The organism is Rhodococcus sp. NPDC056506 (genome assembly GCF_042794945.1).
Lineage (GTDB): Bacteria > Actinomycetota > Actinomycetes > Mycobacteriales > Mycobacteriaceae > Rhodococcus_F.
Map to the genome: position 1 here is coordinate 1 of NZ_JBHTSW010000014.1, position 23,428 is coordinate 23,428.

General features: G+C 61.3%; 23 protein-coding genes. 18 read left to right on the forward strand and 5 right to left on the reverse strand.

Annotated features, from left to right (window positions below):
• Positions 1-811: APC family permease (locus ACFQ6H_RS13960; RefSeq protein ID WP_378646687.1), on the forward strand; the 811-nt coding region annotated here is incomplete at its 5' end.
• 25 nt (positions 812-836) lie between these two features.
• A complete protein-coding gene (locus ACFQ6H_RS13965; RefSeq protein ID WP_378530313.1) occupies positions 837-1,205 on the forward strand; it encodes a hypothetical protein in 369 nt (122 codons plus the stop codon).
• A 58-nt stretch (positions 1,206-1,263) separates the two neighbouring features.
• Here ACFQ6H_RS13965 and ACFQ6H_RS13970 read toward each other — a convergent pair whose 3' ends face one another.
• Positions 1,264-1,968, reverse strand: a complete 705-nt coding sequence (locus ACFQ6H_RS13970; RefSeq protein WP_378646689.1) for an SDR family NAD(P)-dependent oxidoreductase — start codon at positions 1,966-1,968, stop codon at positions 1,264-1,266.
• A gap of 80 nt (positions 1,969-2,048) precedes the next feature.
• On the opposite strand from ACFQ6H_RS13970, the gene ACFQ6H_RS13975 reads away from it, so the two are divergent.
• The 3 genes from ACFQ6H_RS13975 to ACFQ6H_RS13985 all read left to right on the forward strand — a co-directional run bounded on the left by ACFQ6H_RS13975 (position 2,049) and on the right by ACFQ6H_RS13985 (position 4,924).
• Positions 2,049-2,714 (forward strand): DUF1214 domain-containing protein, encoded by a 666-nt coding sequence (locus tag ACFQ6H_RS13975; protein WP_378646691.1) that lies wholly within the window; start codon positions 2,049-2,051, stop codon positions 2,712-2,714.
• 10 nt (positions 2,715-2,724) lie between these two features.
• Entirely contained in the window at positions 2,725-3,381 is a 657-nt protein-coding gene (locus ACFQ6H_RS13980; RefSeq protein ID WP_378530309.1) for a TetR/AcrR family transcriptional regulator, read from the forward strand.
• A 319-nt stretch (positions 3,382-3,700) separates the two neighbouring features.
• A complete protein-coding gene (locus ACFQ6H_RS13985; RefSeq protein ID WP_378646693.1) occupies positions 3,701-4,924 on the forward strand; it encodes a lipase family protein in 1,224 nt (407 codons plus the stop codon).
• Between the two features lie 80 nt (positions 4,925-5,004).
• Here the strand turns inward: ACFQ6H_RS13985 and ACFQ6H_RS13990 are convergent, their stop codons facing one another.
• Positions 5,005-6,255, reverse strand: a complete 1,251-nt coding sequence (locus tag ACFQ6H_RS13990; protein ID WP_378646695.1) for a TetR/AcrR family transcriptional regulator — start codon at positions 6,253-6,255, stop codon at positions 5,005-5,007.
• 127 nt (positions 6,256-6,382) lie between these two features.
• The gene (locus ACFQ6H_RS13995; protein ID WP_378646697.1) at positions 6,383-7,735 is read right to left on the reverse strand and encodes an MFS transporter; all 1,353 of its coding nucleotides are present in this window, start codon (positions 7,733-7,735) and stop codon (positions 6,383-6,385) included.
• Between the two features lie 747 nt (positions 7,736-8,482).
• On the opposite strand from ACFQ6H_RS13995, the gene ACFQ6H_RS14000 reads away from it, so the two are divergent.
• From ACFQ6H_RS14000 to ACFQ6H_RS14050, 11 genes are all read left to right on the forward strand, one after another.
• Positions 8,483-9,286: an SDR family NAD(P)-dependent oxidoreductase gene (locus ACFQ6H_RS14000; protein WP_378530301.1), complete on the forward strand. Its 804-nt coding sequence runs from the start codon at positions 8,483-8,485 to the stop codon at positions 9,284-9,286.
• 41 nt (positions 9,287-9,327) lie between these two features.
• Positions 9,328-10,485: an acyl-CoA dehydrogenase family protein gene (locus ACFQ6H_RS14005; RefSeq protein ID WP_378646699.1), complete on the forward strand. Its 1,158-nt coding sequence runs from the start codon at positions 9,328-9,330 to the stop codon at positions 10,483-10,485.
• Between the two features lie 30 nt (positions 10,486-10,515).
• Positions 10,516-11,679, forward strand: coding sequence for an acetyl-CoA C-acyltransferase (locus tag ACFQ6H_RS14010; RefSeq protein ID WP_378530296.1), 1,164 nt, complete (start codon positions 10,516-10,518; stop codon positions 11,677-11,679).
• Between the two features lie 65 nt (positions 11,680-11,744).
• On the forward strand, positions 11,745-12,935 hold the full coding sequence (locus ACFQ6H_RS14015) for a lipid-transfer protein (protein ID WP_378646701.1): 1,191 nt from the start codon (positions 11,745-11,747) through the stop codon (positions 12,933-12,935).
• Positions 12,936-13,003: 68 nt separating this feature from the next.
• On the forward strand, positions 13,004-13,906 hold the full coding sequence (locus tag ACFQ6H_RS14020; protein ID WP_378646703.1) for an SDR family NAD(P)-dependent oxidoreductase: 903 nt from the start codon (positions 13,004-13,006) through the stop codon (positions 13,904-13,906).
• On the forward strand, positions 13,903-14,325 hold the full coding sequence (locus ACFQ6H_RS14025) for a MaoC family dehydratase N-terminal domain-containing protein (protein WP_378646705.1): 423 nt from the start codon (positions 13,903-13,905) through the stop codon (positions 14,323-14,325). The genes ACFQ6H_RS14020 and ACFQ6H_RS14025 overlap by 4 nt, the downstream gene beginning before the upstream one ends.
• Positions 14,322-14,738 carry a MaoC/PaaZ C-terminal domain-containing protein gene (locus ACFQ6H_RS14030; protein WP_378646707.1) on the forward strand — a complete coding sequence of 139 codons (417 nt, stop codon included), beginning with the start codon at positions 14,322-14,324 and terminating at the stop codon, positions 14,736-14,738. Before ACFQ6H_RS14025 ends, ACFQ6H_RS14030 begins: the two co-directional genes overlap by 4 nt.
• Positions 14,739-14,817: 79 nt before the next feature.
• Complete coding sequence (locus ACFQ6H_RS14035; RefSeq protein WP_378640023.1) at positions 14,818-16,329, forward strand: long-chain-fatty-acid--CoA ligase; 1,512 nt, start codon at positions 14,818-14,820, stop codon at positions 16,327-16,329.
• A 37-nt stretch (positions 16,330-16,366) separates the two neighbouring features.
• Complete coding sequence (locus ACFQ6H_RS14040; RefSeq protein ID WP_378530281.1) at positions 16,367-17,521, forward strand: acyl-CoA dehydrogenase family protein; 1,155 nt, start codon at positions 16,367-16,369, stop codon at positions 17,519-17,521.
• A gap of 8 nt (positions 17,522-17,529) precedes the next feature.
• Positions 17,530-18,441, forward strand: a complete 912-nt coding sequence (locus ACFQ6H_RS14045; protein WP_378530279.1) for an acyl-CoA thioesterase — start codon at positions 17,530-17,532, stop codon at positions 18,439-18,441.
• 35 nt (positions 18,442-18,476) lie between these two features.
• Complete coding sequence (locus ACFQ6H_RS14050) at positions 18,477-20,111, forward strand: class I adenylate-forming enzyme family protein (protein WP_378646709.1); 1,635 nt, start codon at positions 18,477-18,479, stop codon at positions 20,109-20,111.
• 24 nt (positions 20,112-20,135) lie between these two features.
• Here the strand turns inward: ACFQ6H_RS14050 and ACFQ6H_RS14055 are convergent, their stop codons facing one another.
• Positions 20,136-21,032: an SDR family oxidoreductase gene (locus tag ACFQ6H_RS14055; protein ID WP_378646711.1), complete on the reverse strand. Its 897-nt coding sequence runs from the start codon at positions 21,030-21,032 to the stop codon at positions 20,136-20,138.
• 269 nt (positions 21,033-21,301) lie between these two features.
• Here ACFQ6H_RS14055 and ACFQ6H_RS14060 point away from each other — a divergent pair, with 269 nt between their 5' ends.
• Positions 21,302-22,267, forward strand: a complete 966-nt coding sequence (locus ACFQ6H_RS14060) for a ferritin-like domain-containing protein (protein WP_378646713.1) — start codon at positions 21,302-21,304, stop codon at positions 22,265-22,267.
• Between the two features lie 88 nt (positions 22,268-22,355).
• A complete protein-coding gene (locus ACFQ6H_RS14065; protein ID WP_378646715.1) occupies positions 22,356-22,793 on the forward strand; it encodes an SRPBCC family protein in 438 nt (145 codons plus the stop codon).
• Here the strand turns inward: ACFQ6H_RS14065 and ACFQ6H_RS14070 are convergent.
• A complete protein-coding gene (locus tag ACFQ6H_RS14070; protein ID WP_378646717.1) occupies positions 22,759-23,364 on the reverse strand; it encodes a TetR/AcrR family transcriptional regulator in 606 nt (201 codons plus the stop codon). The genes ACFQ6H_RS14065 and ACFQ6H_RS14070 overlap by 35 nt on opposite strands.
• Between the last annotated feature and the right edge of the window lie 64 nt (positions 23,365-23,428).

Here is a 23,428-nt window from a genome sequence, read left to right on the forward strand (position 1 = left end):
TGTCCTGGTTGTGGTCCTTGCCTGCATAGTTCTCGGGCACGGCGGCGGAACCCTCAGCCGCGTCGTCGAATTCGACGACAGCCGATCACCCGCACTCGCAGTGTTGGCAGCTGCGTTGCTTGCCTACTACTCGTTCGTCGGCTTCGAAACGTCCGCGAACGTCGCCGAAGAAGTGAAGAACGTGAGCAAGGTATACCCACGCGCACTGTTCGGAGCCTTGCTGACAGCGGGTGCCGCCTATGTCCTCGTCGGCCTCGCTGTCTCGGTGGTTCTGCCCGCCGACGAACTCGCCGCATCCTCCGGCCCCTTGCTGGCAGTGGTGTCTGCCGCCGATGTCGGTGTTCCGCCGCGCCTGTTCAGCCTGATCGCACTGGTCGCCGTCGCCAACGGAGCACTACTGACGATGATCATGGCGAGCAGGCTCACATACGGAATGGCGGCGGAAGGCCTGCTCCCGAGCACATTTGCACGGGTGCTGCCGCGTCGCCGGACACCCTGGGTGGCGATTGTCGCGACCACAGCCGTTGCCATGGCTCTGTGCGTCACCGGTTCGTTGTCGGCCCTGGCGGAGACGGTGGTGCTGCTGCTGCTTTTCGTATTCATCAGCACCAACATCGCCGTCCTGGTCTTACGTCGTGACGCAGTGCAACACAAACACTTCCGAACGCCGATCATCTTTCCGATCCTCGCTCTCGGTACGTGCGTTGCATTGCTCACCCAGCAGAGCGCAGCGACATGGTTGCGGGCATCATTGCTCCTGGCCGTAGGAGTGGTGCTGTATGCCCTCTCCCACCGTCGATCCACGAAGTGAGGTGCGATGTTCAGGAGGGGGTGTGATGACCGACAGTTCTGACGCGTCAGATGTCATTCAGCGTCGGGAGCGAAAGATCAACAGGCGAACCCTGACATACGGGCTGTCCGTCGTTCTGGCTACCGCGTTGCTGGTTGTCGCGATCGTGTGGTTGGGCTCCCGACGAGGCGAATGCTTCGGCACCGACACCTTGCTGTGCTCACAGAAAGATCGCCGACTGGCAGTCTTCGTCCCCAGTCTGATGTTGCTGCTCGGGACCGTCGGCGCGTTCTTGCGAGCCTCCCTGCGATTACACCGGCTGCGGCGCCTCTACATCCGCCCTTACCTGGCGTGGGCCTTGGCGGGACTCACCCTGACGTATCTGATCGGAGCTTACTTCTTGATCGGGGTTTAAATTCTCCGAATATGTCTGCTCGGCAACCAAATTCACCGACAGAGTCGACAGCCGTGAATCAGAATCGCGGATCGTCGATCGCAGTGAGGACTATTTCCCGCACTGACGCCGAAGACGACAAACTCGAAATCGAGCGCACCGTGTCCACAACGTCATGCACCGGGACCAGCGAACCCTCTCCCCTGACCGCAGCGATGTCTCGGGGCACATCGAGTCCATCTTCTGTATTGAGATATCCGAGATGCAGGACCGTCACCGCGAGTCGGTCCTTCCGGTAGCCCTCTCTCACCGCGTCGGCCATGCCGTTGATCGCGGACTTCGATGCACCGAACGCAACCTCCGGCCTACCACTTCGCGGGAGACCCGAGGTAGAACCGGTCAGGATGATCCGAGGTCGAGGACGGCTGATCATGCGGGGGATCAGGCGCTTGAGCAAGAGAATCGTGCCCGTAACGTTGGCATTGATCATTTCCAGCATTTCGACATCGGATTGATCTGTGAACGCATAATCGGAAGTGAAGGCATCCCCTTCCCAAATTCCGACGTTGCAGATCAGGGTATCTACACCACCGACAAGCTCCTGTTCGATCGAATTCGCTGCCGTAACAGGGTCGGTCAGGTCGGCTTCGATCCACTCGGAGACGTCGAACCCGTCAGGACGCCGACGCGATATGCCGAGAACATCGTGGCCATCGCTCCTCAGACCCTCGATCAACGCACGACCAAGACCTCGGCTCGCACCGACAACAACCGCCCTCGCCACAATTTCACCCTTCGTCGCTTGCTCATTCCCATCCTATCGATCCGGTCGTGGCCGGTAGCTCGAACCGAACTGTCCCTGCTTTGCCGTTCACACCGTCGTCCCAACGGATCGTGCTGTTGGAGAGCGCGTTACAGGAAGCACACGGGTGTCTGCGGGAACTGTACGAGCACGAGCCAGCGTTCTTCGAAGGCCGACAATGGCTCTTTCCGGCCGGGCGCGATTTCACCGAAGGACAGAATCGCAACTTCGCGAACGGCGAGGTCTACCCGTACACCGACTGCGCCGTCGTCTATCACATGGCCTTCATCGGTCTCAAACGGTTGGGCGTCGGGCAGTTTTGCCCTGTGAACATTCGCCATCGCGCAGGCAATCTGTTCCGCTCCGATCGCACGTACCGGATGCGCGTACCGTCCGGCGTACCTGTCTCCCAATACTGTTCTGTGACAATGTATGACGGCAACGACGACGGATCCCTCGACGTGTACTTCGGACCGAAGGAAATTCCCGGACTGGAGTCGAACTTCATCGCAACCGGAGCCTCGGTCACGTTCGAGCTGATGTTCCGCTTCTACGGCGTCGGAGCCGAAGTGATGTCGAAAGAATGGGAGTTGGACGATGTCGACCTGATCGACGTCGACGAACCCGGTACTTCTCCGGCTCGGCACTTCGCAGGAGGACCGAGCAGGTCATACGCTTCCGATGTGGAGCGATCTACGCCCGCGGTCTCTGCGTCGCCCACCGGGTGAGGGGACTATCATGTACGACGTGCAGGAGGTCAGCGACGAGACTCGAAACTACGGTGGTCGACCGGTGTCGGCTCGGCGCGCCGAAAGACGGTTGCAGTTCATTTGGGCTGCGCTGGAAGTCTTCTCGGACAAGGGATACGCCTCGAGTTCGGTAGCGGATATCTGCACCGCCGCGAGCCTTGCAAGACGACAGTTCTACGACGAGTTCGACAGCCGCGAGGATCTGCTGATCGCACTGTACGACCAGATTCAAAGCGACGCCCGGGACGCGATGCTGACTGCGATCGCCACCGAAAACCCTGTGACACTTGCTGATCTCGCGGAAGCAGCAATGACGGCTTTCGTCGAGTCGATCGGCCTTGATCCTCGGCGAGCCCAGATCTCGTACGTAGACATCGTCGGGGTCAGCCCGCGAGTGGAAGCACACCGCGTAGAACGACGCACAGAATGGGCCGCGTTCTTCAAAACGACAGTTCAAAATGCCGTGGGTGAGGATTTTGTTCCCCCCGGCGGATACGAAATGGCATCGACAGCGTTCATCGGCGCACTCATGGCCCTCGTACATCAGTGGAGCACTGCGCCCACCCGTCCGCCCGTCGGCAGCCTGGTCAAGGTCATGTCCACGATTCTCAGCGCACTGATCGGCACTGACGCCTCGACCAGCTGATTCGATCGCTGCCCGCCACCCCTCGCAGCGCCTGATCGACTCCGATACCCGGCCCCTCTCGTCGGAACCCTTCGGCGTTTCGGCACTTCTGGCAAGCCAAGAACCTTCCTGGGCCGCAGCTCACCACACGAGCACCTTCATGCGCGCCAACTGTGGCGAACCCCGATGAGCATTGACCATTGCGAGCCCCGTCACAAGTGCGCTACGTTGAAAGAAAGTTAGACAATGATGTCTTACACGGAAGATCTGAGAAGAAATGCACAAAGTTGCAACACTCCGTCTCGCAACAGTGGGCTTCCTCGCTGCAGGAGCCGTTTCCATGACCCCTGTTCTCGCACAAGCGGAATCGCAGGACTTTTACCAACCACCGACGTCGCTGCCGGCGGGGGAAGGAGTGATGATCAAGTCCGAGACAACCCCCTTACTCGGCCAGATACCGGGCATAGCCGGCACGTGGCCGGGCAACGGGGAAAAAATCATGTACACCTCGACGCTCGTGGACGGAACTCACGTGGCCACTACGGGCGCAGCCATCACACCGGCGTTTCCCTGGCGCGGCCCCGGTGAACGGCCCACCGTCGTCGTTGCTCCGGGTACGTTCGGCCAAGGCGATCAATGCGCCGGTTCGAAGAACCTCGCGTGGGCCTTCAACATTCAGATCAGTCCTCAACTGAGCCTGCCCGTCAACTACAACGTCGCAGACGCCGACTTGCTGCTCACCGCAGGGTTTCGTGTAGTGATGCCCGACTACATCGGACTCGGCACTCCCGGAATACACACCTACGTCAACAGAGTCGAGCAGGGCAACGCCGTCGTCGATGCCGCTCGCGCCTCGAATCAATTGTGGAATCTGCCCGACTCCACACCGATCGCGTTCTGGGGTTACTCCCAAGGCGGCGGGGCGAGCGCGTCCGCGGCAGAGATCGTCGGCACACGGGCACCCGAGTTGAACGTGCTCGGAACCTATGCGGGGGCAGCCGATCCCGACCTGCGTGAGGTTCTCCGAAAGGCTGACGGGTCACTGCTCACCGGAGCGGTCGGATACACCCTCAACAGCCTGATGGCGAGGTACCCCGAGCTAGGGCCGATCTTCGACAAGCGGCTCAACGACAAGGGAAAGCAATGGCTGACGACCAGCGCGACACAGTGCGTGCCGGATACCGGGCTGACATCGTTGGGCACTCGTAGTACCGACTACACGGCCGACGGAAAATCTTTCTCTCAGATCCTGTCCGAAGAACCGGAACTCGCGGCGGTCGTCGACGAGCAACAGATCGGACGCACGGCCCCCTCTGCCCCGGTATACCTCCACACCTCCACCAACGACGACATCGTTCCCGCGGATTCCGTTGCGGCACTGAGAGACAGATGGTGCGCGTTGGGAGCAGCAGTGGAATACACGCAAGACGACATCACTCCCCCGCTGCTGCCGGGATCAACTCTCGGCCACGATTTCGGAACAGTGACCGGCATGCCGCTTGCGGCAAAGTTCTTGTGGGACCGAATCAACAAGGCACCCGTCAACTCCGCGTGCGGAGCTTGAAGGGACTGACTGCGAGCACCATTGGCCTGTTGTTGCCGAAGACAAAGATCGCCAACCGAAGTGACCGGCATCAGTGACACCTATTGCTCTGGTGCAGAATTTCGGGCGAGACACGGAGCTGCACCGACGGCGCCCACCAATGACGCAGCGGGATCAGAAGACTCCGTCAGCAAAGCAGTGCATATCTCCGCCAGCCGGTCCGCGAGGTCAACACGGCGCCGAACGCTTCCGATACGGATAGCGTTGCCGATCAACGTCATTGCTGCACTCACGGTGAACTTCGCCTCGGCGGCATCCAAGCCGGGGCGAAGTTCGCTGAGCGCTCGAACCCACAACTCCAGGTAGTCCCGCTGAGCTTGGACACATGCCTTTCGGGTGTTGTCGGGAAGCTCGGCGAGCTCCGTCGCCATCAGACCGATGAGGTGTCCGTCTTCCAGGGCGAACGCGATATGAACACCCAAGAGAATGCCGAGCGTCTCGCTCGACTCGCCGACTTGCGACAGTGCCTGCCTGACTGCAAGGTCACGTCGGTCGAAACCACGGGTGATTGCCGTGGACAGAATGTCGAGCTTTGTGTCGAAGTGGTTGTACACGTTCTGGCCTGTCGTGCCGCAGGCCGCGCCGATGTCCTCGTTGCTGACCGTTCGATACCCGCGTTCGTCGAACAGTTGAATCGCCGCAGTCAGTAGTTGTTCGCGTCGCGAAACGGGTATGGAGATGACCTCTGTGCGCGCAGCGGGAACGTCGGGGTCTGCAGACCCGATGGGGGACAGGGCAACACGCGCCGAAAGGTCGAACAGCAGTGCCTCCATCTGGCGGGGAGGCATCGAGATTCGGTGACTCGACGAACTGCTGAACACCGCAAGGATCGAGTACGCCAGCAGCCGACTGTCGGAGTCGGAAAGGCCAGACCTGTGCACCTGCACCAGCTCCGAGATGCGAGTGGTACTGACCCGCAACTTCTTACGCAGCATCTCTCGTTGGTCGTCGTCCAGATACCTGGCTTCGCGCTGCCACAACAGCGGCAGCCCGCGGCGCTCGACCGACGTTGCCGACAGCGTTGTCAGCAACGTGTACAGATCCGTTGCACCGCCGACAGATTCATTGAGAGACTCGATCCCGGCCAGAACCGCGTGATAAAGCAGGCTGTTCTTGTTTCGATAATGGCGATAGAGCGCGGACGTCGTGATGTCCACACGAGCGGTGACATCCGAAACAGAAATGTTGTGATACCCGTGCTCCCGGAACAGCTCGCTTGCTGCTGCCAGTATCTGTTGCTTACGGTCGCGGGGTCGACGGACGGCAGTCATCGGTTCCCTTTCACGTGGCACGCCGCCATCCTATCGTCGATTCGGTCATTGCGTCAGATTCACAAAGTGAGTGTACTCGCATGAAGACGACTCATAACCAGAAAAGTCCAGTTACCTACAATTCTGCACACTCGGGAACCTCACGTAGCTACGTTCGACTCGTAGCTTTCCAGACGATCTCCTTGTCACGCTCGGGGTTGGCGAAAATCAAGGTTCCGAAAGCGAACAGGACCGCAACCAATCCGAAGGCCTGGAACGCAGTGGCATACCCGGCGGCCGGAGTATCGGCAGCGTCGACGATCCGCCCGGTCACGTAGGGACCGATCAAACCCCCGATTCCCATCATTGCCATGAAAACTCCGAGTGTTCCGGCAGTCTGCCGGGGCGGACATATTTCAGAGATCGTGGCGATGATCAGCGGATAGCCGGACGCCAGGAACCCGTATCCGACCGAGACGATCGCGACTGCCAGCGCAGGGGCCGACACGTAGGGCAGGAACACCATGATCATTCCGCTGACGAGCACACCCACCGAGGGAACGATTATTCGAATCAGGCGGGAGGTGGCGCCGCGTGAAGTCAGACGATCTCCGGAAGAGGAAAGGATCAACATCAAGATCAGGCCCGCAATGCTGGGGAATGCGAACATCGAACCAGCCTGCAGTCGGCTGTATCCCAGGCCCACTTCGAAGTAGGACGGAAGCCAGGTCAGCACAACCGCGACGATGGCGTAAATCGTCATCACCAGCATTGTGCAGCTGATGAACGTCCGCGTTCGGAAGATACGCATCCACGGCACCGCCAGCTCGTCAGTCTCGGCTGCACTGCCTCCCGCCTCTTCTCGACGCTTTCCACTACGGATGTAGGGACCCTGCGACCACAGGGGCAGCCAGAGCACGCACCACAACACGCCGAGCACCGCCATGCAGACCACGGCCGCACGCCACCCCCACGTGACCGTCACGAAGGCAAGCGCGGGAGCCACGGCAATCTTCGCCAGCGAGGCCGACCCGGCGAGAAGCGCACCTGGAAGTCCACGCTTCGCCGGCGGATGCCAGGAGAACGCGGCGGTGTGTGTCAAAGGTCCGCTCGGCCCCTCAGCCAAACCCAACAGCATCCGACTGACCACCAGCACAGCAAAACTCGCCGTGATGACCATCGGGAGCATTGCCGCCGACCAGAGCAAGGCCAACACCGCCAGCGCCCATCTCAGTGTCGTTATTCGGGCGATCGCCCCGGAAAAGAAGCCGCCGATCGTGAAGGTGAGGAAGAACAAGCTGCCCACGAGACCGATCTGGGATGCTGTCAACCCCAGCTCTTTGGACAGCGGCTGGGCAATGATGCCCAACACCGCTTTGTCCCCCCAGTTGATGACGGTCAAGAAAACCAGCAGCGAGGTCAAACCCCAAGCACGGCGGCGTGATTCGAGAGGTTCAGGCGCTGCTGTGCCCGAAGACGTTTGTTGATGTGTTGCCTGTGGTGTTGTCCGGGGTGTTGTCACTGTCGGATCCTTCGGGGAGACGGTTTGGTCAACGGGCGCTGCCAACGCAGTGCAGGGCAGACTTGCCGCTGGGATTGGTGACACTTCGAGTTCACATCTATGTTCGGAATCGAGATCCATCACGCTCCGCTTTCGCAGAGAAGACGCGTCAGTTGGCCATTCTTCGAGAGCGAAACACCGAATAGCACTGCCAAATAAGAAGAATTACGCAGGTGGATGCCCGCCTCCCTCAAGTGAACGTCTTCAGTTCAGCTATCGGTACGCGGGCATTCTCACGCGACGTCGCTTCAGAGAATTACTTGAGATTCACTTTGAGCTATTTTCCTCACTGTGTCAAGGGTCACTTAGAACTACCGACGACACTGGCGACCTTGCCGAAAAGCCAGTTCCTCCGAAACCCACCCACACAATGCCCCAATTCGTGCGGTGACAATCGGCAGCTTCCGGCGTTCGAGAGTGTCCGTCACTCGTCACCGGCGCTCCATCCCGCCAAGTTCGCACGCAACTGTGAATGCATTGGAACAGCATCCGACCAGCAGCAATCTCGAAGATGCTTGACATACACACTTTTAAGGCCTAAAAGTGAATCATCAGTAATTGCCAATGAAGCTCCCGAAGCTACGGCGCCTCGAGGCATCGCAGCGCCGGAGCAACCGCCGGTCTGGAATGCCGCCAATTACGTTTCGCTACAACACTCTTCACTCGAAAGGGAACACCGTGGGAAATGGGATCGCGGGAACTGGGACCGTGGGTAACCTGGAGGGAAAGGTCGCTCTCGTATCCGGGTCAGGTCGTGGGATCGGTCGAGAAATCGCACTCAAATTCGCCCGCGAGGGTGCAGCGGTGACAATCAACGACTTGGATCCCGAAGCTGCTGCACAGACCGAGCACGACATCAAGGCGGCCGGCGGACAAGCAGTCAGCGTAGTGGGTTCAGTATCCGAGGACGGTTTCGCGGAGCGGTTCGTCAGCACTGCGGTCGAGACCTTCGGTGGTCTGGACATCATCGTCAACAACGCCGGATATACGTGGGACTCGGTGATTCAGAAGATGACCGACGAGCAGTGGGACACCATCGTGGACGTGAATCTCAAAGCGCCGTTCCGCATCCTGCGTGCGGCGCAGCCGTTCATCAAAGCCAATCCGACCGAGTACCACCGCAAGGTGGTGAACGTGTCGTCGGTGTCGGGGTACTACGGGAACGCCGGCCAATCCAACTACGGCGCCGCCAAGGCCGGCCTGATCGGACTGACCAAGACCCTTGCCAAGGAGTGGGGCCGGTACAGGGTCAACGTCAACGCAGTGGCCTTCGGACTGATCATCACGAGAATGACCGAGGTGTCCGCGGACGCGAACGCGACGTTGACGATCGACGGCCGCGAGATTCGCGTCGGCGTCAACCCTGACCGCTTGGCCGTCGCTTCGAAGATGATCCCGTTCGGCCGAGGCGGCACTCCGGTGGAAGCAGCGGGGGCGGTGTACCTGCTGTGCACTCCCGAATCGGACTACATCAACAGCCAGTGCCTCGTCGTCGACGCCGGACGCGTCTGACCCAAGCACGTCATCTCACCACAAATTTTCAGGAGCGCATCATGAAACGTACCGTCTATGCCCCCGAGCACGAGGCATTCCGCGAGACCATCCGGACCTTCATCGCCAAGCAGGTCACGCCGAACTACCCGGAGTGGGAGAACGCGAATCAGGTACCGCGTGAGTTGTTCAACCAACTTGCAGAACTCGGCGCAACGAGTTTCGACATCCCCGAGGAGCTCGGCGGCGCCGGGCCCACCAGCTTCAAATTCCAAGCTGTCATGCAAGAGGAAACAGCGCGTGCAGCAGTAAGTTTCGGACACTACGGCGTGAGCATCGGCATCGTGCTGCCGTACCTGCTGCGCCTTGCCGACGACGAGCAGAAGCAACGGTGGCTTCCAGGCGTGGCGAGCGGCGAGACCATGCTCTGCATCGCCATGACCGAGCCCGGAACCGGATCGGATCTGGCAGGCATCAAGACCACAGCGCGCCTGTCCGAGGACGGCACCCACTACATCCTCAACGGTGCCAAGACCTTCATCACCGGTGCCCGCAACTCGGAACTCTGCGTCGTAGCAGCTCGAACCTCCGCACCGTCCGCGGAGGACCGGCGCTTCGGACTCAGCCTGCTGGTGGTTCCGACCGACAGTGTCGGCTTCAACTTCGGACGCAAGCTCGACAAGATCGGCATGAAGTCTTCCGACACCAACGAACTCTCGTTCACCGATGTTCGAGTTCCGGTCGAGAATCTCCTCGGCGAGCAGGACAAGGGCTTCTCCTACCTCGGCCAAAACCTCCCTCGGGAAAGACTCTCCATCGGTGTCGGCCAAACCGCCTGTGCGGCCTCGGCGATCGAGTTCGCGTCGGAGTACGTCCGCCAGCGCCAAGTTTTCGGTAAGCCTGTTGCATCCTTCCAGAACACCAAATTCGTTCTGGCCGAATGCGCTACCGAAGTCGCTGCCGCGCAGGCGCTGGTGGACAAGGGACTCGATCTCGACGACTCCGGAGAGCTCACCGCCGCCGATGCTGCACGCATCAAGCTGTTCTGCACCGAGATGGCAGGTCGCGTGATCGACAAGTGCCTACAACTGCACGGTGGCTACGGGTACATCCTCGAATATCCCATCGCTCGCCTGTACGCCGACACGAGAGTCTCGCGCATTTTCGGCGGTACCAGCGAAGTCATGAAGACCATCATCGCAAAAGACATCGGTCTCTGATCTCCAACCGACTCGGACACAGGAGTTTTCATGCGTGATGCAGTCATCGTCGACGCGGTACGGACACCGGTCGGCAAACGTGGTGGTGGGTTGTCCACCACGCATGCAGTCAATCTGTCAGCGCACGTTCTGCGCACGCTCGCAGAGCGAACCGGGCTGGACCCCGCGATCGTCGACGACGTGATCTGGGGCTGCGTCGGAACCCTCGGCATGCAGGCCGGCTGTATCGCCCGGTCGGCAGTACTCGGTGCAGGATGGCCCGAACATGTCCCTGGCGTGACCGTCGACCGTCAATGCGGCTCTTCGCAGCAGGCCGTACATCAGGCGGCAGCGGGCGTGATTTCGGGCCAGTACGACGTCGCGGTCGCGGGCGGAGTCGAGATGATGAGCGTCATCCCGCTCGGCGCGGCTGCCCGTGCCGGTGACTACGGGCCGATGCACGGCCCACTCGTACTGGGGCGCTACAACATCGAACGATTCAACCAGGGTCTCGGCGCTCAGATGATCGCCGACGAGTACGGCATCAGTCGCACCGACATGGACCGACACGGCCTCGACTCGCATGCCCGCGCGGCTGCCGCTGTCGACGCCGGTCGTTTCGCCGGCCAGATCGCACCGGTCACGGTCACCGAGGCCGAAGGCGGTACCCGGATCATCGAGGCGGATGAAGGTATCCGTCGCGGCGGGACCATGGAACGCCTCGCCGAGTTGCCGGTGGCGTTCGAGGGAACCGAGATCACGGCAGGAAACGCCTCCCAGGTTTCCGATGGGTCCGCCGCTCTCCTCGTGACGACCAGTGACGTTGCGCGTGAACACGGTTGGACACCGATCGCCCGCATTCATACAGCCGTGGTGACCGGTACCGATCCGGTGAGCATCCTCAAGGGCCCGATCCCGGCAACGGCGTTGGCGCTGAAGAAGTCCGGGTTGACGCTCTCCGACATCGGCACGTTCGAGATCAACGAAGCATTCGCCGCCGTGTCCCTGGCCTGGTTGCGCGAGACCGGAGCCGACTATTCGCTGATGAACCCCAACGGCGGCGCCATGGCCATCGGGCATCCCGTGGGAGGCTCCGGCGCGCGGTTGATGACCACGATGGTGCACCACATGCGTGACGAGGGAATCCGTTACGGCTTGCAGTCGATGTGTGAGGGCGGCGGCATGGCCAACGCCACCATCCTCGAGTTGCTCTGAATACGCCTCACACACAACGAATCAACCACCAAAGCACGAAGACCAGTAATCACAAGGGAGCACCGATGAGTCGCAAAGTACTAGTCGCCGGGGTCGGAATGATCCCGTTCACGAAGCCAGGGCGCAGCGAGCACTACTACGAGATGGGCGCGAAGGCCATTGCCAACGCGCTCGCGGACGCAGGAATCGGATTCGAGAAGATCGGGCAGGCCTACGCCGGCTACGTGTACGGGGATTCGACGAGTGGCCAACGCGCCATCTACGGCGCGGGTATGACCGGAATGCCGGTTGTCAATGTCAACAACAACTGCGCCAGCGGCTCGTCTGCGCTGTGGTTGGCCAGGCAGGCCGTCGAGTCCGGCGTCGTCGAATGCGCACTCGCCGTTGGCTTCGAGCAGATGCAGCCCGGGGCTTTGGTCAACCATTGGGGCGATCGCCCGGCCCCGATGGAGCGGCACGCCGAAGTCCTCGACCGCACCTACGGCGTCGACCTCGCCAACCCGTCCATGGCGATGCAGTACTTCGGTGCCGCCGCGCAGGAGTACTCCAAGCGGTACGGGGTCTCGCCGGATCTGTTCGCGAAGATCTCGGTCAAATCCCGCAAGCACGCAGCCAACAACCCGTACGCGGTTTTCCGTGAGCCGGTCACCGAGCAGGAGGTGCTCGAATCAAAGGCACTGTACGGCGGGCTGACTCGTTTGCAGGCCTGCCCGCCCACCTGCGGAGCCGGCGCTGCCATCATCTGCAGCGAAGATTTCGCGCGAGCCCACGGCCTCACGCCCGGAGTGGCGATCGCAGCCCAGGAACTGGTCACGGACTTCCCCAGCGTCTTCACCGACGACGACGTCTTCAAAGTCGTCGGCGCAGACATCACTCGCGTTGCTTCGCAACGGATTTACGAGAAGGCCGGAGTGGATCCGCGCGACATCCAGGTCGTGGAACTGCACGATTGCTTCTCGGTCAACGAGGTGCTCTCGTACGAGGCCCTCGGATTGGTAGAAGAAGGGTGCTCCGAGAAGTTCATCCTCGACGGCGACAACACCTACGGCGGCCGCGTTGTGGTCAATCCCAGCGGCGGTCTGCTGTCCAAGGGGCACCCGCTCGGCGCCACCGGCTTGGCTCAGTGCGCCGAACTGGTGTGGCAGTTGCGCGGCACCGCCGACGCACGACAGGTCGACGGCGCAAAGCTCGCACTGCAGCACAACCTCGGTCTCGGCGGCGCCGGCGTCATCACGCTCTACGAAAAGGTTGCGTAGCAACCACTTCCACCAAGTCTTCAACACTGCCGCGCCGCAGCTCGGTGCGAAGAACGAAAGGAAACATCATGGGACAACTCGACGGACGCGTTGCCATCGTCACCGGGGCCGGCGCAGGTCTCGGTCGCGAACACGCACTACTCATGGCAGCCGAAGGCGCCAGCATCGTGGTCAACGACCTGCGCGGAGCGCAGCAGGTGGCAGACGAAATCGTCGCTGCCGGCGGCTCGGCCATCGCGGTTGAGGGCTCGATCGCGGAGATGGCCGTCGGTGAGAAGCTCACCGAGGCAGCAGTATCCACCTTCGGCAACTTGCACTCGGTGGTCAACAACGCCGGCATCATCCGCGACGCGATGCTGTGGAACATGACCGAGGAAGAGTTCGACTCGGTTATCGCTGTGCACCTCAAGGGCACCTTCTCGGCTACCCGCGCCGCCGTAAGATACTGGCGCGACCAGTCGAAGGCAGGCGTGCAAGAGACACGCAACCTCGTCAACACCAGTTCCGGATCCGGACTGCACGGCAACTACGGACAGTGGAATTACTCAGCAGCCAAGGCCGGTCTGGCCATCCAGGCAGTCAATGCCGCTCGCGAATTCGAGAGATTCGGCGTCAAGGCCAATGCCATCGCTCCCGTCGCGCGCACCGAACCAGTCAAAGCCACGCCCGGCATCAAGGATTTGGTCGGTGAGCCCGTCGACGAGGCTGTCTTCGACCGCTACAACCCCGCCAACTGCTCGTCGCTCGTGGCATATCTGTCGAGCGCCGAATGCGCTTTCAACGGACAGGTTTTTGCCGTTTACGGCGGCTACGTGGGTCTCTACGGCGGCTACTCGATCGCCGACGAAATTCGCGAGGACCGACAGCTGGACATCGGTGAACTGACAAAGCTTCTCGGCGACGACGCCTTCCTCAAGTCGGTCGAGACCCGGCGCGCCGGCATCCCGAAGATCGAAGGAGAAACCAAGTGAGCTACACGTTCCCGCTCGACTACAGCAAGGTCCAGGAATTCGTCCGGGCCGTGAAGGCAAACCCCGAACAGCATGCCGGTGAGGATGCGGTGATCCCGCCGACCATGCTCACCAGCGGCCGGATGATCTGGGAGCCCGCAGACCAATCCGGTTTCGCCAAGCTCGGATTCGACCGCCGTCGCATCCTCCACGGAGAAGAGGAGTACATCTTTTACGGGCCACTTCCACGAGCCGGTCAGACGCTGACCGCCGAGACCACCGTCGGTGACCGCTTCGAAAAGCCCGGAAAACGCGGTGGCGTGATGACCTTCGCGAAGATGATCACCGAGTTCCGTGACGAGTCCGGAGAATTGATCGCGACGCAGAACAGCACGATCATCGAGACCGCCACAACGGGCGGCAAGGAGGAGGGGAAATGACCACCACGACCGAAACCGTCGTAACCGGACAGCAGGCCGAGAGCAAGACCTTCCCTCCACTGACTCGCACCGACTTCGTCAAGTATCAGGGTGCCTCGGGTGATTTCCATCCGTTGCACCACGACGACGCGTTCGCCCGTGAGACCGGCTTCCCGTCCGTGTTCTCCGTCGGCATGCTTCAGGCAGGCATGCTGGCCGGCTACGTCACCGAATGGCTGGGTGTCGAGAACCTGCGTCGGTTCAAGATTCGATTCGCCGACAAGGTCTGGCCCGGTGACGAACTCACCTGCTCTGCTGTCGTCGTCGACATCTACGAGGCCGAGGACGGACGACGTGCCCGTGTCGAACTTGTCTGCGCTCGTCAGAACGGTGTCAACGCCCTCGTCGGAGACGCGGAATTCCTGATCGATTAACTCGTCGTCGGGGTGTCGATTCGTCGGCACCCCGACCATCCGCCGTCTGCACCACCCGACTCGAGGAGCACGCGAGCCCATGCATCTGACCCACCTTCTGCACAGGGCGGTTCAACAACAGCCGCACCGACCCTTGACCGTCTGCGAGCATCGCGAGCGCACCGCCCCACAGATCGCGAAGCGAGTCGCCAGGCTCGCCGGAGCCCTGCGAGAGCGCGGCGTCGGTCCGGGCGACCGGGTCAGCATCCTGGCGTTCAACTCCGACCGTTACTTCGAGTCGTTGATGGCGACGTGGTGGATCGGCGCTGTCGTCAATCTGGTCAACCGTCACGGTTCCGTCCGTGAAGTCACCGACGCGGTCACCGGAGTCGGCAGCGCATTTGTACTCGTCGACGAGGAATGCCGGCTACTGGTGACCGGACTCGACGCGACGGTCACGCTCGTCTACATGGGCGACGAGCCGGCTCCCGCCGGAATGGCGGGTTTCGAAGACCTGATCATCGAAGGCCCCGGGGTCGACGACGTGCGTGCCGGCGGCGACACCTTGGCCGCGCTGATCTACACCGGCGGAACCACCGGCACTCCCAAGGCCGTCATGCACTCTCATCGCAGTCTCTCGACCGCCCTGCTCGGCGGTACCGGCTTTGCCCGGTCCTGCGAGATCGGTGGCATCACTCTGGTGATGGCTCCTCTGTTCCACATTGCCGCATTGCTCGGCATGCTGGCCCAGACCGTGGTCGGCGGCACAGTGGTGTTCGCCAACCGCTTCGATGCCGGCGATGTGCTCGAGCTCATCTCGGGCCGACGTGTCACCACCATGACCTCGATCCCGAGCATGTTGCAGATGCTCTACAACCATCCAGCTTTCCCGGACACGGACGTCACCAGCGTCAGATCAATCGTCTACGGAGCCGCCCCGATGCCCGCGGCCGTCCTGGAATGCGCGATGTCGCACTTCCCCAACGCAAACTTCGTCCAGGGATACGGCATGACGGAGACCGCGGTCATCGTCTCCCTGCTCGGTTCGGACCACCGTGCCGGCGGTCCTCGCCTGCGCTCTGCGGGCCGCGCGAGCCTTCACGCCGAAATCATCATCGTCGACCGGGAAGGCAACGAGGTGCCGCGGGGCACCGTCGGAGAGATCGTCACCCGCGGCGAGCACATCATGCTCGGTTACTGGAACCGCCCGGAAGAGACCGCCGAAGCGCTACGCGGAGGCTGGCTGCACACCGGAGATCTCGCGTACATGGACGACGAGGGGTACATCTTCATCGTCGATCGCGCCAAGGACATGATCATCACCGGCGGTGAGAACGTCTATTCGGCCGAGGTGGAGGACGCCGTCACCAACCACCCCGCAGTGTTGCGCTGCGCCGTCATCGGTCTGCCCGACGATCAGTGGGGCGAGCGCGTTCACGCCGTCGTGGTCCTCAACCCCCGATTGACTGCCACCGCAGAAGAGATTCGAGAGCACGTCAAAACCCAAATCGCAGGGTACAAAGCGCCGCGCACAGTCGCCTTCGTCGAAGCACTGACGACCACGGCCACCGGTAAGACCGACAAACGGTCACTGCGCGGCCTCTACACCTAGCCAACCCCGCGTCGTCCGCGGAACAAGGAGACTTCCCATGAAGCGCACAATCTTCGACGATCAGCACGATGCCTTTCGCGAGGTGTTCCGGGCCTTTCTACACAAGGAGGTCGTCCCGGAATTCGCGAAGTGGGAGGAGCAGGGATACGCCCCACGCGAGTTCTACCGCAAGCTCGGCGAATTGGGAGTCATGGGCTTCGACATCCCGGAGGAGTACGGCGGCGCCGGGCCGACGAGCTATCGCTATCTGATGATCATCGGAGAGGAAGCTGCGCTGGCCGGTGTCTCATTGGGTAACTACCACGCGAGCGCCGGAATCGTTCTGCCCTACTTGCTCACTCTCGCAAACGAGGAGCAGAAGAAGCGCTGGCTGCCCGCCTGCGCGAGTGGGCAGGCCGTGCTTGCCGTGGCGATGACCGAACCGGGGACGGGTTCGGATCTGGCTGCCATTCGCACCACCGCGAAGCTCTCGGACGACGGAGAAAGCTACATCCTCAACGGTGCAAAAACCTTTATCACCAACGCTTCTCAGGCAACACACATGGTCGTGGTTGCCCGTACCGGCGACCCAGGTGAGAATCGCCGGGGAGGGCTCTCGCTGTTCGTCGTCGACACCGAATCCGCAGGCTTCGACGTTGGCCGCCGATTGGACAAGATCGGTTTGAAGTTCAGCGATACCTGCGAGGTCTCCTTCACCAATGTTCGAGTGCCGGTCACCGACGTACTCGGCGAGGAAGGAGCGGCCTTCAGTTACCTCGGACAGAACCTGCCGCGCGAACGCCTCGCCATGGCGGCCGGAGGGTGCGCCACCGCGGCCGCTGCCATCGCCCACGCGGTTTCCTACACCAGCGACCGACGCGTCTTCGGTAAACCGGTCGCGGACTTCCAGAACACCAAATTCGTTCTTGCCGAATGCGCTACGGATCTCGCCGCAGGTCAGACAATGGTCGATCACGCCGTCACACTCGAAGACACCGGCGAGTTGAGCGCCGTCGATGCTGCAATCTGCAAGCTCTTCTGCACCGAGATGGCAGGCCGCGTGATCGACAAGTGTCTACAACTGCACGGCGGCTACGGGTACATCCTCGAATATCCGATCGCACGGTTGTACGCAGACACGAGAGTGTCGCGAATCTACGGCGGCACCAGCGAAGTCATGAAAACGATCATCGCGAAATCCCTGAGCCGGTAGGAGCCCCGATGGACGAATTGTTGCAGCTCACTGACGCCGGCACTGCATACGACGGAGCACCTGAATTTCGCGGAACATGCTGTGCCGGTGGCCCAGATCGCGCCTACGGCGGCCATGTCGTCGCGCAGGCCCTGCTCGCTGCGCACCGCACCGTCGACCCTGTACGGTACGTGAACTCGCTTCACGCGTACTTCCTGTCCATGGGTCGACCGGGCGCCGAGGTGCAGTACCGAGTGCGAATCCTCCGAGACGGTGGCACCTATGCACTACGAGAGGTGACCGCCTTCCAGGGCGGCAATGCGCTGCTCTCACTGACCGCATCCTTCAAGAAGGAGGAGTTCGGACCCGATCGCCACATTGCGATGCCCCACGTTCCCACACCGGAATCAATTCCGGCACAGAGCGAATCCGTTGATCGATTCTGGTCGGGCATCACATCCTCGGCCATTCGCAAGGCAGTGCAGGTGCGCCCGATCAGCGGAGATTCAGCCGACGACGCCGCTGCCGACCACGGCGGTGGCAGGGACCGCCGCATGTGGATTCGCATCGCAGGCGATGTATCGAGCGATCACGGGATGCACTCCGCCGCACTCGCGTTCTGCTCGGACCTCACGCTGGCGCGAACCGCCGCCCTCGGCCATCTCGACCTGCTCGGCGGTGGAAGTCCGTCCCAGAAGCTTTTTCTCACTTCACTCGATCACGCCGTGTGGTTCCACCGCCCTTGCCGAACCGACGAATGGTTGCTGTTCGTTCAACGCAGCCCCACGTCGGGAGACGGACGGGGTCTGGCCAGTGGCGAATTCTGGACTCGCAACGGAATTTTGGTTGCCACGGTCACTCAGGAAGTTCTTCTTCGCGAAAAGTACGCACCAACTATCGACGCGCGGCCGAAGCTCGCCGCGACCATTCAGGCAGGTTAACTACGTCAGGAGTAGATGTGCACGGAATGCCCTTCATGCCAGTATCTCTCGATTACCCGGATGTTGCGTTCGACGCTATTCTCGCCGGCTCGGCACGCGCCTACGGAGACCGTGTTGCTCTACGTGACGGCGACGAGGCTCTCACGTTCACCGAACTCTACGATCACGCACTCCGAATAGCGCAAGGGTTGTCTGACAGGGGCATTCGTCCTGGCGATCGCGTAGTTCTCCTGATGCCCAATTCCCTGTGGTACCCGGTCGTCTACTTCGGAATTCTGTGTGCGGGAGCCGTGGCGTGCCCGATCAACCACACTCAGCCGACGAATTCACTGCGAGAATTATTGGCAGAGTTCGCACCTCGAGCCGCAGTGGTTCACCCGACCAGTGTGGCAACACTCCATGAGGCACAGAACTCGGCCCTCGAATTCACCGTCGTCACTCCCCCGACCGCGGCCGCCCCGGGGAACTGCCCGTCGCAAGACCGCGCAACCGGGGACGTCGATCTCGCTCAACTTCTCGAGTCGCCCGCCCTCACCCGGAGACTGGCAAGTTCACAAGGCGTCGCGCATCTTCAGCTCACCGGCGGCACCACCGGTCGCTCGAAGGGCGTTCAGGTTCTGCACCGCAATCTGGTGGCCAGCACGATTCAGACCACAGCGTGGCGTAGCTCGTCTCTTCCCGAAAGCGACGAAGACGGTGGGATTCGGATGGTTCCGGTACCCGCTGCTGTACACGAGAATTCGGAGCGAATGGGCGAAGGGGTAATTGCCGTCTTCGCACCGTACTTTCACGGACTTGCCCTTGTCGGACAGTGCAATCACGTGCTTGCCGGTACCACTACCCTCGTACTGGGCAGGTTCGATCCACACGAGTACCTCGCGACCATCGAGCACCTCGAGATCGACAGACTGATCGGCGCACCGGCGTTCTACCACCTACTTCTCGAGGCCTCGACCACATCGACTCACGATTTGAGTTCGGTGCGTTCGGTGTTCTCAGGTGCCGCACCCATCGACACGACCACGTTGCGTCGCATGGGCGAGACATTCCCGAACGCGAAGGTCATCGAGGGTTACGGGCTCAGCGAGGCCACAACCATTCTCACCAATCAACTCAACAACCCAAATGCGCGATCACCGATCGGCAGCGTAGGGCTACCGGTCTTCGACACCCGAATATCACTGCGAGACATGGAAACCGAAGAAGAAGTCGAGACCGGTGAAGTGGGCGAGATCTGGGCAAGTGGACCGCAAGTCACCGCCGGGTACTTCGCCGCACCCGAACTGACCGCGCTCCAATTTCGTGGCGGTTGGCTCAAGACCGGAGACTTGGGCAGATTCGACAGCGAAGGAAATCTGTTTGTCGTCGGCCGGAGCAAGGACATGATCATCTACAAGGGGTACAACGTATATCCGGTTCAGCTCGAGGAGGTGCTCTGCTCCCACCCTGGCGTCGCGCAGAGTGCGGTGATCGGCAGGGCAAAGCCCGAAGTCGGGCAGATCCCGGTGGCCTTCGTCGTCAGATCACCGGACACGACAATGGTTTCGGCTTCCGAACTCGTGGAATACGTGAGTGAGAAGGTGGCTCCCTATCAGCGCATCCATGCAGTCGAGTTCATCGACGCGCTACCTTTGACTGCAACCGGAAAGGTGCAGAAGTCGAGGTTGTAACTCAGCACGGTTAGGCCAGGGCAATCAGGTGAGCGGTTTCCCGCCCGTCACGCCGATGACTTCCCCAGTGGTGTAGCTGGATTCGCCGGATGCGAGAAATACATAGGCGGGTGCAAGCTCAGCCGGCTGACCTGCCCGCCCCAGTGGAACGTCGTCCCCGAATGTCTCGAACTTCTCCTTGGGCATCGTCGCCGGAATCAATGGCGTCCAAATCGGTCCAGGTGCAACGGCATTGACCCTGATCCCCTTTCGTGCGACATCGGCGGCCAGCCCCTTGGTGAAGTCGATGATTCCGGCCTTCGTCGTGGCGTAATCGAGCAACTCGGGAGAAGGAGACGCACCTTGGATGGACGAGGTGTTCACGATCGTCGATCCGGGCTTCATCTTCGCAATCGCAGCCTTGGAGAGCCAGAAGAGTGCGTAGAGGTTGGTTTTCATCACACGGTCGAATTGTTCGGTGGTGATATCGGCGATACCGCCCATCTGAACCATCTGAAACGCTGCGTTGTTCACCAAGATGTCGAGTCCACCTAGTTCACGCACCGCGGTTTCGACCAATGCAGAACAATGTTCCTCACTTCGGAGATCTCCCGGCACCGAGACGGCTTTCCGGCCTGCCTCCTCGACCCAGCGTGCGGTTTCCCGAGCGTCTTGTTCTTCCTCGTCGAGATAACTCAGGACAACGTCAGCGCCTTCCCTCGCAAACGCAATCGCGACCGCTCGTCCGATTCCCGAATCTGCTCCGGTGACGATCGCACGCCTACCTTCGAGTCGACTACTCCCCCGATAAGTCTTTTCACCGTGGTCTGGAGGAGAGATCATGTCTGCGGTGAGACCGGGATGGGCGATCTCGGGCTGCCGCTCACGTTTGGGGGCAGGAAAACGCGTCGTCGGGTCCTGCATTTCGTACTGGTCCGGCATGTCGGTGCTCCTCGGTTGACGCAGTTTCTGGATGTGCTTCTGGCTGGACGGACTGCACATGCCACCTTCCCGCCGAATAAGAATCGAAACCTCGGAGTGGCCGGCATCTCGCTCGGCCAGGCAATGACAATCCCTTCATCTTCCGTGGTTACTACGCGGTAGGTCGGGGTAGCCCGCGTAGCGGCGGTGAATCCGCGGCCCGCGGAGCACTCGTCGAGCAGAAGCTGAACATCACGTAAAGCACGCACCGACGAAGGGACGACCCCGATATGAGCAACTCCGAAACCACGTCCGCCTTGATCACCCAGCTGCGAATCCTCCTCGGTCTGACACACGCCGAAATCCAGGTCGCCGAAACACGCGTCGTGCAGGCCAGAACCGAGGCTGTTCGACGCGAACTCACGGAAAATGCCGAGAACGGTCGCGAAAGGGCCGGTTCGATCGAGACCACCATTCGCGATCTGGGCGGCGTACCCGAACTGATCGGTCCGTTCATCGGACGGGCGACTGCCGGAATGAAAGCAATGGTCGAACAGGCTCAGCCCTTCGACGAGGCGATCCTCGGCGACCTCGGGCTCGAACATCAGCTCCTCGACCGTTCCCGCTACCTCAAGGCCCTGGCCACCGCGGGCGGCGATCAGACCGTCGCGACATTGGCCGGCCGACTCATCACTGCACACTCTGCGACTGTGGACTGGCTGACGACCGTCCTGGCTGAGGAGGCACTCGGCGGACCGGCAGCTTTGCGGCGCACTCCGATGCAAGCTGCCACCGGCGCAGCGATACGGCTGGTCAACGTTCCGGTCTCCTGGTCCACTCGCGGTCTCGACCGTGCCATCGACGCTGTTCGCACCTCGCCGCCGGTATTGGGTGAGCTGATCAGCTGGGGCGCATATGCCGGCGATGTGACCGTGAAGACGCTCTCGGCCAGTAGGGATGCGGCTATTGCCACTGCAGAAAAAGTCACCCGTCGAGAAGGCGCGGACGGCGCCGCAGATGTCTTCCGTTCGGTACGGAAGTCGAGTGGGCTACTCGAGCCCACGGAACTTCCCATCGAAGACTTCGACGAACTCAACGTCACCCAAGCCGTCTCCGCGGTGAAAGAACTGACCGAGGCCGCACAGGTACGAGACATCGTCGCGTACGAGGAAGCGCACAAGAACCGACACGGCGTCGTTTCCGCTGCTCAGGCGAGACTCGCGGCGATCGCCCAGGAAGTCGTCGGAATCAACTAGAGCGCTCGATCGAGATGCTCTGTGTCTGACTCTTGGAACCGGATACGCGAGAGTTAGTCCTACGAGACCGAACCGAAAGGCACGAAACATGGTCGAAGTCACCCGAAAGTTCACCGCCGAAGTACCGATCGAGAAGGCGGCCGCGTTTCTCCGCGACTTCGCCAACGCCCCACTGTGGGATCCGGGCACCGAGAGTTGCACCCAGATCTCGGACGGTCCGATCGCAATCGGAACCCAGTGGCACAACGTGTCCAAGCTGTTCGGCATCGGTACCGAACTGACGTACACCTTGGTGACCGACGAGCAGACCCACGTCGTACTCGAAGGCAAGAACAAGACCGCTACCAGTACCGACGACATCACCTTGACCGCGATCGGCGCAAGCTCCACCGAAATCAACTATCGAGCGAACGTCGAATTCAACGGCGCGGCCAAGATCGCCTCCCCACTCCTGAAAGCGGGATTCGAGGCCAAGGTGGCACCCGAAACGGTCAAGAAGATGACGAAGGCTCTCGAAGCCCTCTGATCAGTGCAGCGCGCGCGGAATCGAGAATTTCCTCGGAGAGAGGGGAACCCTTGGTAGCTCGCGAAAGAACTAGTGCACCGAGCATGGTGGAGAGCCGGACGAGACCGTCGGCTTTTTCGTCGGCTTTTCCGTCGGCAAGTTCGTCGGCAAGGGCTGCGGCAAAATCCCCCACTCCCTCCGTGTAAACCCGACGGGCCTCGCTGTCTGCAGGCTCGCGCGCCATGTCGGCCGCGAGCGCGGCAGCGGGGCATCCGTCTGCCGGGTTGTCGCGATGCTCCACGGAGAGGTAGTTGTCGATCAGGGTTTGCCGAGCCTCGTCACGTTGCCCGGCATGCCTTTCCAGTCCCGCAGCGTGCAGCTGAGTCAGTTCCGCAAAGGCATGGGCGGTCGCTTCGTCGATGAGCGCATCCTTGGACGCGAACTGCTTGTAGAAACCACCGTGGGTCAGCCCTGACGCCTTCATCAAGTCGGCAACGCTGAGGTGAGTGCCCTTCTCTCGGAACAGGCGAGCCGCGGTTTCCACGACGCGCCGACGGTTTTCTTCCGCTTGTTGCTGCGATACGCGGCCCATCAAACGCCTCCTGTTTGGATTTCACTTGACATCTATCTTAGCTGGAACTTAGATTTGACTCATA